The following is a 9,243-nucleotide window of genomic DNA, read 5'->3' on the forward strand; positions in this document are numbered from 1 at the left end:
GGGCATGGAGATATCTCCAGATAAGCGCCGATAAACGGGATGGTTTATCGACGCTTATAGTGTTTAATGAAGTCAATCAGTTGGTGGCAGTAATTGTCAGAACATTACGGTCGGTAGGTGAATTGAATTGCACGATAATCTTGTGCAGATTCCCGTACTCATCAATAAGTTTTAACTTCATCGGGTTGTCGAAGTCACTGGCGTTGTTGAACGCAAAGTCCGAACGCCGATGCAGGCTGATCAATACAGCGCCCTCAGGCGCTTCCTTGCCTGGAACAACATTAAGGCTTGGGCGCAAATCAGGTTCAATGGTCTGCATCAATAATGGCTCGAACAGCAGTGTTTTACTGCCGGGGAGTGCGTATCCGGTATAGCTGCCCATGAGTTCGGCATATTGGCGGCTTTCCCATTGCACCATACTGGTTGGGCTGTCAAATTCGATGGCGACGAATTTTATATTCTGAACGGATTGTTTGAATCGCAGATAGTAATAGTCGATCGTGTTGAGCTCGTAATCATTATTAGCTCCGCCTGCAACACGTATATGCTCAAACTCATAACTCTCTATGGCATAAGTGGGTACGGTTTTTGGTGTGATTTCTATGATGTTGTTTTTTTCTTCGGAGCCATTCTGTTCAGTCGAATTGAATTCGACCTGATCGGCGCGGGTCAAGGCAACGGCTATTTTTAATGGTGCATCGCCGCGAGTCTGGATATACAGCCATTTGCCACTGCCATCCAGAGCTTCTGGTTCACTGATTTGGGTGGTATCAGCGGGGTAATACTTATAAGCGTTTCTGGATTCGTTGACTCCCCATTGTTTATCTTCAGGTGTATCCTCGGGTACACCCTCTTCGCCGATATAAGGTAGTTCAATTCCTGTGTCGGCCAGGATCAGGCGCATGCTGTTCAGCTCGGACGGGGTGAGAAAAACCTCGTTGTTCTGATCGTCGAAGGTCTTGACGGCTACCCGCAACTTGACCTGCTGCAGTCCATTGGCGAACAGTGTGGCTGACCCGGATTGTTCTTTGATGGTGAACTCTTCAAGGCGCTCCCACTTCGCTCGTGGAGCGATTTCGGATAAGTGAATGACCCCATAGCCGGATTGAGTGCCGACTCCGTCGAAATAGCTGCCCTGAATAACCGTATAGGGCTGGGTGATTTTATCGGGGGCCTTGAAGTTACCCGTTGCATCAATGCTGCCCGTACCCGTGGCAACACTCCATTGCACACTACTGGCGTCATCCTTCTGTCCGGCCATGGACATATGCAAGGACGCGGACGGCCCCATTCCTGGATGAAACGCTGGCTGGACATCCATGGGCAGAACGCCATTGATCAGCAGCACCGTCCCTGGGCACCTTGCCTGATTGCCGGAATCAATGGCTTCAAGGGTGACCGGCAGAAATCTGCCTGATGGCAAGGTGGCCGGGGCTGTATACGTCGCTTCATAGTCCTTTACCGAGAGCGTCCCTTGCTCCGGTAGCAGGGGAGCCCAGGTCACGGCATTGCCGCTGAGGGTCGAAACCTTGAACGTGACAGCGCGAGGGGAGCGCAGGTCTATGGCATGCAGTGCAGGGGTCATCGCCATTGAGCTGGCGACGACAACCACTAGCGCCGAGGCTGTGCGCGTTGCCCCTGTCTCGGGATCTGTGTAGGTGGCGGTCACGACATTGCGGGTGGTCTGGTCTTCAAGTTGCCCCACCGATGGCGCGGTATACAGCCCTTGCGCACTGATGACTCCCTGAGAGCGCGAGCCATCGATGTCGCGGACGCTCCAGGTGATAGTGGCCGCCCGTGCGCGATAGAGCAGTTCGATAATTTCAAACTGCAATGTGTCACCGGTTTTGATCGTGGTGTAAAGCGGGTTGAGGCTGAAGGAAGTCAAGGCCGGGTCGATTTCCCCGAACATGGCCAGATCGCCGGGCAAGTAGGCTTCTTTGAGGATCAAGGCATTGTGTTCCGGGAACAGCAGGTGGTTGATGCCGAAGAAGTTTATTTCAGGGATGTCGATTTTTTTGAATAGATTGAGCATCGTTTGTATGGCTTGTGCTAGTACTTCTTTGGCTTTGTCGATGAGGTTTCTAGGGTCCACGCTGGTCTTCTGGATAGAAATCTCGAAAGAAGAGTTTGATTGATCTGAACGCTCGAACTGGACAGTGTTGGTAACGGGGTCCAGGATCGTGTCAAAGATCAGCTCCAGGTGGTAGGTGAATTCAGCATCAGTATCATATTCACTGTCCCACCATCCCACCTGTTCATTCCAGATACGAAACGTTTCGACCGAACTTCCACTCCACTTGATCGCCAGTCGTAAATCCGGTCTGATGTATATTGTAAAGGTGTTAATAAAAGTGAATGAAAGATCTTCCTTGATGAAATGGTAGGTGTGTGGCCAGCTTTCCGTGGTGACATCGATTTTGCCGATAGAATAACGGCCAGCGACACCCTTCAGTTGATAGCCTGCGCTATCTTCCTGGACATCCAGATTCAGTTCGCGACCTACAAGATTTTTTATATAAGGTGCTATAAACCAATGCATGACTGCCTGGCGGGCAATCAATAGCGAGCCTGAGTAGAGAGAGCGATCTTCGCCCGGCACTTTATCATCGGGTATCAGATAAGGAAATTCACTCTCATTTCCAGGTAACGCGCCATCGTAAAAATTGTTTTTGGTACGAACAAATAGCACCACTGCGCCCTCACCGTAAGTATCTGATTTGATGTTCTTTGCCCCCGGTGCTGCCTGGGTAAGGATATAAAAGTCCTTGGGTGCCAGCAGGTCATCTGCATTGAAGTCCAGTACCCCCAGGGAATAGATCTGCTGTTCTGCCGGTAACTCATCGAATCGGGCCTTGAAAAACTCACCTATCAGCGTCGGGCTGACACCCAGGTCAATCAGGTTAGTCGTGAACTCCGTAGCCTTTGATATATCCAGAATGACTTCTGAGTTCTTGTTGACGCTTCCCACCACTTTTCTCAGTTCAATATCCGCGTTCAAACTATAACCATGCTGTTCGGAAATGTTGAAACTGGAAAGTGCTCGGGCAGGAGAGCCGGGCGCATTGCTGTAATGAGTAACCGTGCCTCCAACGATGTCCATATTCAGGCGTGCCTTGGAGTCTTTCAGCGACGCATTTTCAAAAGAGAGGCGCGGTGAACTCAGAATGATCGCGCTCAGTTCCAGTGTCTCCGGTCCCTCCAGTTGTACCGTGCCCCGGATTGCCGGAAGGAAACTGTCTGTACTGAACCGTGCAATATGTTGCTGCGCCAGTAGGTGATTGACCTTGGCCCGGTTGAAAGACACGATCGCCCCCCAGCCCCAGGTATTGGTTTTGCCTTTAAGTGTCTGTAAAAGTGAGTTCAGTGAATTTGCCATGTCACACCTCGATGACTCCTTGTCTCAGGCCATTGCAACTGCAATGGCCATTCATGTTTCATGATTTACTGATATGCCCTGGCTATATCCGGGTACTGCGACAACGGCAGCGGTATAATGGTGTATCCGTAATCCACGGGTATGGGAGCGCCCTCAAAATCCGGTTTTCGAGGAAATGCGCAAGTAATCACGGCAAATCCCGGCAGCTTTTCCCGTGGCTCGGTGTAGACACCGAGTTCATTTACCGAGCCTGTGCCGCCCAGCAATGTCCAGATCAGGCTCTCATGTGGAACGGGGATGGGACCGGTGTCGTATTGTTTCATGAACCTTAATTGCGCCGTGCCGCTTGCAGCCTCTGCCAGATCAACTTCCACCTGTCCGCCCAGCACTCTGTTGATCAGCAGCACTTCGGCCTGGCCTGTGTTGCCTTGATCGTCAGTTACTTGAATCACGTTCTGGACAAACATGTCTGTCGAGTTACCAGCAGTTGGCGTGTAGGTTGTGCTCTTGCCTGTAACGGGGTTCAGTTGACCTCCTTGGGTCGGGTCTTTCATTGCCCAGTTCAGTGGTCTGTCATCAAGGGCCCCGGCAGTGAAGTGCAGCTCGCCTTTGGGGTTGGTCACTGCAAGGATCGGGTTCAGAGAAATGGTCTGGCTGACAGTCGATACAATGGTCGAAGATGAAGCTGCAATACCCCGTGCTGTTGTGCCTGTCGCGGTAATGATCGCCTGCTGGGAGTCGCGGCCTTGAAGTTCTGCGATACTAGGCGCGGTATAGACACCCTCATTGCTAATTGAGCCGAAGGGTTTGTTGTCCCCTGGTAACCCTTCCACGCTCCAGGTCACAGTAGCTTCCGGTGCAACTCTGAAGGTCATGATGCTGCCCGGATTCAGGATGGCTTGTTCGGGTTCTATCACGAAACTGGTCAGGGAAGGGTCGACATTGCCGAAGATGGCCAGATCTCCTGGAATATGAGCGTCCGTCAGCACCATTGAGTTACTGCCTGGAAACAGCAGGTTCCTTAACAGGAAAGTATCGATATCAGGGATCTTGATATTGGCAATATGATTGAAAAAATGCTCGTTTAACTCCTCGTGCCATGTTGCAAAAAAAGTGTGTTCATTATCGCCGAAAAACTCTAGCCAACCAAAGTCGCCTAGACTGCATCCGCTTGCCGCATTTATGGTCGTTGAAAACTGGATAACGCTTGTGATCGGGTCTACTTCAGGCGTCATGTCTGTCTTGGCATACATTTTGAACTCAAATTGGCCGTTGACATCTGTGTCGTTTCCGTTATTTACGTCAACTTTCTGATTCCAATTGCTTTGGCTTAAAGCATTCCATTCTATGTGAAGAGTGTTATTTGAGGCTTTAAATCTTACGCCAGAATATAGAGCTTCCTCTGTGACTTTGACTACAGCGTCCTCCAATGATCTCAATGTGCTGTGGTGTTCGCCTGCGGTGCTTCTAAATACTGTTCCACTCGGTTTTATATAGTTTTTTGTCAAGGCTTGCGCATACAAATGTAAAGGGGTGCCATTTTCATCTGTGGGTGATTTCAGTTCGTAAGTCATATTCGGATGTTGATTAAGCACTGGCAGGATCAACTTGCTGAACAGGACTCTATTTGAAAGCACTACAGTACTTGAATACTTGGTCCCGTTTTCATCATTGGGAATCAAATACTCGAAGCCGCTGTTTGGGGTTGGGGCTCCACCGTCCTTTCCGTCTTTCAGTGTCACCAGCAATACCACGGCACCGTCGCTATAGTTGGGGGCCGCCCGGTTTTTGGCTCCTGGTGCCGGCTGGGTGCGTATGATGAAATTTTTCGGTACGAGCGGGTTGTCCATGCTTTTGCTAAGGGCACCCAAGGTATAAACCTGCAGTTCCGGTTTTTCCTGAAACCGCTCAAGAAAGAATGTTCGTGCATTGATGATGCTGACCGTGTCTGAAAAGAGGTCGGTATCGAACGCGGTCATTTTATTGAGATCAATCTGTACCACACCGGCATCCGTGACGCTGCCGGGAGCATTGATCAGGTCCACATCCATCCACAGTGTTGGCCCTGCGGCTCCATTGGGCCGCATGATCGAATGGATTCCCTTGTAGCCACCGACCGGTTCGCTTTTCAGAATGGCCAGCCCTGCGGTAATAGGTTGAGTGATCCTGGCTTTGGAGTGCTCGATATCGGCATTTTCAAAAGACAGTCGTGGCAGACCCAGTCGAATGCCGAAGAAGTTCAGTTTTGAGCCTTCTTCCCCCTCGATATTGCCGTCGATGGGCGACAGGTAGTTTTCGGAAGTTAATTTCTTTATATATTGCTGCAATAATAACGCATTGGCCCGGCCGCGGTTATAAACCACGATAGCGTCCCAGTTCAGTGTCTTGGGATTTTGCTGTAGCCACGTCAGCAGGGCATCTCTTGATTTACCGCCTATTGCGGTTGCCTGTGTATCATTTGAAGAGGTCATTATGGTCTTCCGGTAATAAGGTGTATCGCCTTCCGTGGAGGTTCATGCATTTAATGACTAACGACTGTTATAGCCTTGCAGGACGATACCCATGATGTATGTGTGTAACTCGGGTGTGGTGAATAATGTCTACGCTCTTCTGAACGTTGTCTACTGGCAGAAATACCAGTTGCTCTTCATGCTTCCTGATTTATGGAAGTGACATTGACATGCCAGAATATTGCGACAAGGGGAGCGGTATGACGGTGTATCCATAATCGACAGGTATGGGAGCACCTTCAAAGTCGGGTTCGCGAGTAAATGCGCAGGTAATCAAGGCAAATCCCGTTACTTTATACTGCGGCTCGGTATAAAGACCTGATGCATCTATGGAGCCTGTGCCTGCCAGCAATGTCCAGACCAGTTTTTCTGGCGGAACGGGGTCAAGAGCGGCACCGTATTGTTTCAGGAAGCTCAGTTGGAGCTTGCCGCTTGCGGACTGGGCAAAATTCACGTCTACCTGCCCGCCGATCGCTCTGTTGATGACCAGCACTTGGGCCTGTCCCATGTTGTTCTGAGCATCAGTTACCTGAATTGTTTCCAGGGTAAACATGCCTGAAACCTGTAGCGGCGAGGCCGTATAGGTTGTACTCAGGCCTGCTTCAGGCTCCAGCTTTCCGCCTTGGCCTGGGTCTTTCATGGCCCATTGCAATGGTCTGTCATCCGCTATTCCGGCGGTGAACTGGACACTGCCTTCAGGTTTAGCTACTGAAAAGAGCGGGTTCAGGGTAATGGTCTGGGTGACTATCGAGACAAGGGTCGAATAAGAGGCCTCGGTACCTCTTGCTGTCATACCGGTCGCAGTAATGATGACCTGCTGAGTCTCTCGACCTTCAAGCTCTTCTAAGGTGGCAGCGGTATATACACCCTGATCGTTGATTGAGCCGACTGGGTGGTTGTCACCCGGCAAACCTTTTACGCTCCATGTCACCGTTGAAACCGGATCGACGCTGAATGTTTTGCTACTGCCCGGATTCAGGACGACTTGCTCGGGTTCTATGACGAAACTGGACTGGGAAGGACTCACATTGCCGAAGACAGCCAGGTCTCCGGGGACGTGAGCGTCTGTAAGGACCATCAGGTTATTGTCAGGGAATAGCAGATTGCGTAGCAGGAATGTATTGATATCGGGAAGCGCCAGACTTTTGGTGAATTCAAAAAGATTGTCTTTGATGACGTTACGTAAGTCATCCACATAACGATTAAAATTTTGTGCGTAGTGATCCCTTGGCATATCAACTTCGATTTGTTCATCAGTCACGTCTTCCTGCTCAAAATGTATGACGCCGGTGTCAGGGTAGAGGCTGAGCGTTGATGTTACATTCAGGTGTGTCCGAATGGTCACTGCTTCATCAGAGTGCGTATCGCTCAGTTCGCCTCGGGTATTGTGGTAATGCATGTTGATAGAGAATTCTTTATTGATCCAGCTGAAGTTGATAGTGTCATCAACTGCTTTAAAGGTTGCGCCTGCCAATGGGATTGTGATGAGAGGGGTGCTGGCAGTGACGATGTAGTTGCTGTAGTAACCGTTGCAGACGAATTTATAGTCAGCTTTTGTGATCGAACCTTGCGTATATTCCAGATAGATATGCCCGGCTTTTCCCTGCCCGTTGGTGGACGTCTTGGGTGTCAGGGTTTTTCCGGGCAGCACTGCATTCAGGTGTTGGGTGATAAGTTTGATGAACAAAACTTTGTTTGAGATCAGTACAGCGCTCGAATACTGAGTCCCGTTTCCATCATTGGGGATCAAGTATTTGAAGTCACTGTCTTTGGTGGGGCTTTGTCCGTCTGCCCCGCCTTTCAGTGTCACCAGCAATACCACGGCACCGTCACCATAGTTGGGTGCTGCCCGGTTAGTGGCGCCAGGTGCCGCCTGGGTGCGGACGACAAAGTTTTGTGGAGCCAGGGTGGAGTCTGCACTCTTGTCCAGAGCGCCCAGGGTATACACCTGCAGTTCCGGTTTTTCCTTGAAGCGTTCAGTGAAAAACGTTTTTGCATGAATGGCGCTTGTCTTGTCCGAGAAAAGATCGGTTTCGAGGCTGGTCATTTTAGAGAGATCAATCTGTACCACGCCTGCTTTCGTGGCGTCTCCCGATGCGCTCCGCAGGTCCACATCCATCCATAATGTTGGTCCTACAGCCCCGTTGGGGCGCATGACCGAGTGGACCGTCTTGTAGCCGCCGGGCGGTTCGCTTTGCAGAATGGCCAGCCCTGCGGTAATCGCTTGAGTCACACGGGCTGCCGAATGATCGATATCGGCGTTTTCAAATGACAGTCGGGGCAGGCCGAGCTGGATGCCGAAAAACTTCAGTTTTTCGTTTTCCCCTTGTATCTGGCCGTCGATGGGTGTGAAGTAGTTTTCGGCCGTCAGTTTTTTTATATATTGCTGGATCAGTAATGCATTGGCCCGGCCACGGTTATATACCACGACGGCATCCCAATCGAGGGTCTTGGGGTTTTCCTGAAGCCAGTTCAGCAGCGCCTCTCGCGAATCGCCGCCTATGGCGGTTATGTGTGTGTCATTTGAAAGAGCCATGATGTTCTCCCGGTTATGAGGATATCGCCTTGTATTCGGGTTATGTGAGGGCTAACGGATGTTGTTTGTCATGTAATGCGCATGATCGGGAATGTCCACCGTCTTCTACTAGTTGTCTACTGGTAGAAATGCCAGTTGCCAGCTACTTCATGGCTGCTAGCATCAGTCACAGTATCGTTTTGTCTCGCTAATGCCTTCGGGTGTTGCATGGCGCAATTTTCAGACGGTTTTATAAAATACTTATAACAGGAGTCGCTATCATGATGCGGCGTATGTTCAAATTCTTGCCATTGGCTTCGGCCATGGCTGTATGTATCTCTATGGTGGGTTGTGTTTCCTCGGTGCAGGCAGCGGACCCCGATGGGCAGTTGGTGATTTTGAATAAAAAGAATTCGGATGGCACTTATCCGATCAATTGCAGTATTCCTTTTGTCACGTCCACCATCAATTTTCAGGATAACTCACTGAATTGCAAAAATGATGATGCCTATGGGTTCAGGCTGGAAAATGTACCCTCGGCGACCTTCTTTTCATTCCACGATTCACCCAGTTGTATGGATCACGAAAACTTTTCGTTCCGCTTCAAGACCATAAAACAGCCCACCAATATGGAAGAAGGCATCGATATCGAAGAGGCCGGGAAAAAGCCGGTAGGCTCGGTCGTTGTGCCTGGGGTGATGGTGATTTTCAGCAGGGCGAGTGAGCAGGTGGGTGGAAAGCTTTCGTGCGTGAAGATAGAGCGTTCAGCCGTTCCGGCACCGTAATCGTTATTCCAATTCTGGAATTCGCATGTTGGAGACTTCTCCATGCCCACACCT

The 9,243-nt window shown here is 50.3% G+C and carries 4 protein-coding genes; 1 reads left to right on the top strand and 3 read right to left on the bottom strand.

What is annotated here, in order from left to right; all coding sequences use genetic code 11:
- Positions 1-76: 76 nt before the first annotated feature.
- From K5D32_RS25485 to K5D32_RS25495, 3 genes are all read right to left on the bottom strand, one after another.
- A complete protein-coding gene (locus K5D32_RS25485) occupies positions 77-3,379 on the bottom strand; it encodes a hypothetical protein (protein WP_221602283.1) in 3,303 nt (1,100 codons plus the stop codon).
- 65 nt (positions 3,380-3,444) lie between these two features.
- Positions 3,445-5,850 (bottom strand): hypothetical protein, encoded by a 2,406-nt coding sequence (locus tag K5D32_RS25490; RefSeq protein ID WP_221594861.1) that lies wholly within the window; start codon positions 5,848-5,850, stop codon positions 3,445-3,447.
- Between the two features lie 190 nt (positions 5,851-6,040).
- The gene (locus K5D32_RS25495) at positions 6,041-8,425 is read right to left on the bottom strand and encodes a hypothetical protein (protein ID WP_221602285.1); all 2,385 of its coding nucleotides are present in this window, start codon (positions 8,423-8,425) and stop codon (positions 6,041-6,043) included.
- A 260-nt stretch (positions 8,426-8,685) separates the two neighbouring features.
- On the opposite strand from K5D32_RS25495, the gene K5D32_RS25500 reads away from it, so the two are divergent.
- On the top strand, positions 8,686-9,189 hold the full coding sequence (locus K5D32_RS25500) for a hypothetical protein (RefSeq protein WP_221575917.1): 504 nt from the start codon (positions 8,686-8,688) through the stop codon (positions 9,187-9,189).
- Positions 9,190-9,243: the final 54 nt, after the last annotated feature.

The sequence above is a fragment of the Pseudomonas cichorii genome (assembly GCF_019719005.1).
Lineage (GTDB): Bacteria > Pseudomonadota > Gammaproteobacteria > Pseudomonadales > Pseudomonadaceae > Aquipseudomonas > Aquipseudomonas cichorii_E.

Excerpts from the sequence above, each read along its gene's own strand:
- K5D32_RS25485 (WP_221602283.1), bottom strand. The coding sequence starts at position 3,379 with ATGGCAAATTCACTGAACTCACTTTTACAGACACTTAAAGGCAAAACC.
- K5D32_RS25490 (WP_221594861.1), bottom strand. The coding sequence starts at position 5,850 with ATGACCTCTTCAAATGATACACAGGCAACCGCAATAGGCGGTAAATCA.
- K5D32_RS25495 (WP_221602285.1), bottom strand. The coding sequence starts at position 8,425 with ATGGCTCTTTCAAATGACACACACATAACCGCCATAGGCGGCGATTCG.
- K5D32_RS25500 (WP_221575917.1), top strand. The coding sequence starts at position 8,686 with ATGATGCGGCGTATGTTCAAATTCTTGCCATTGGCTTCGGCCATGGCT.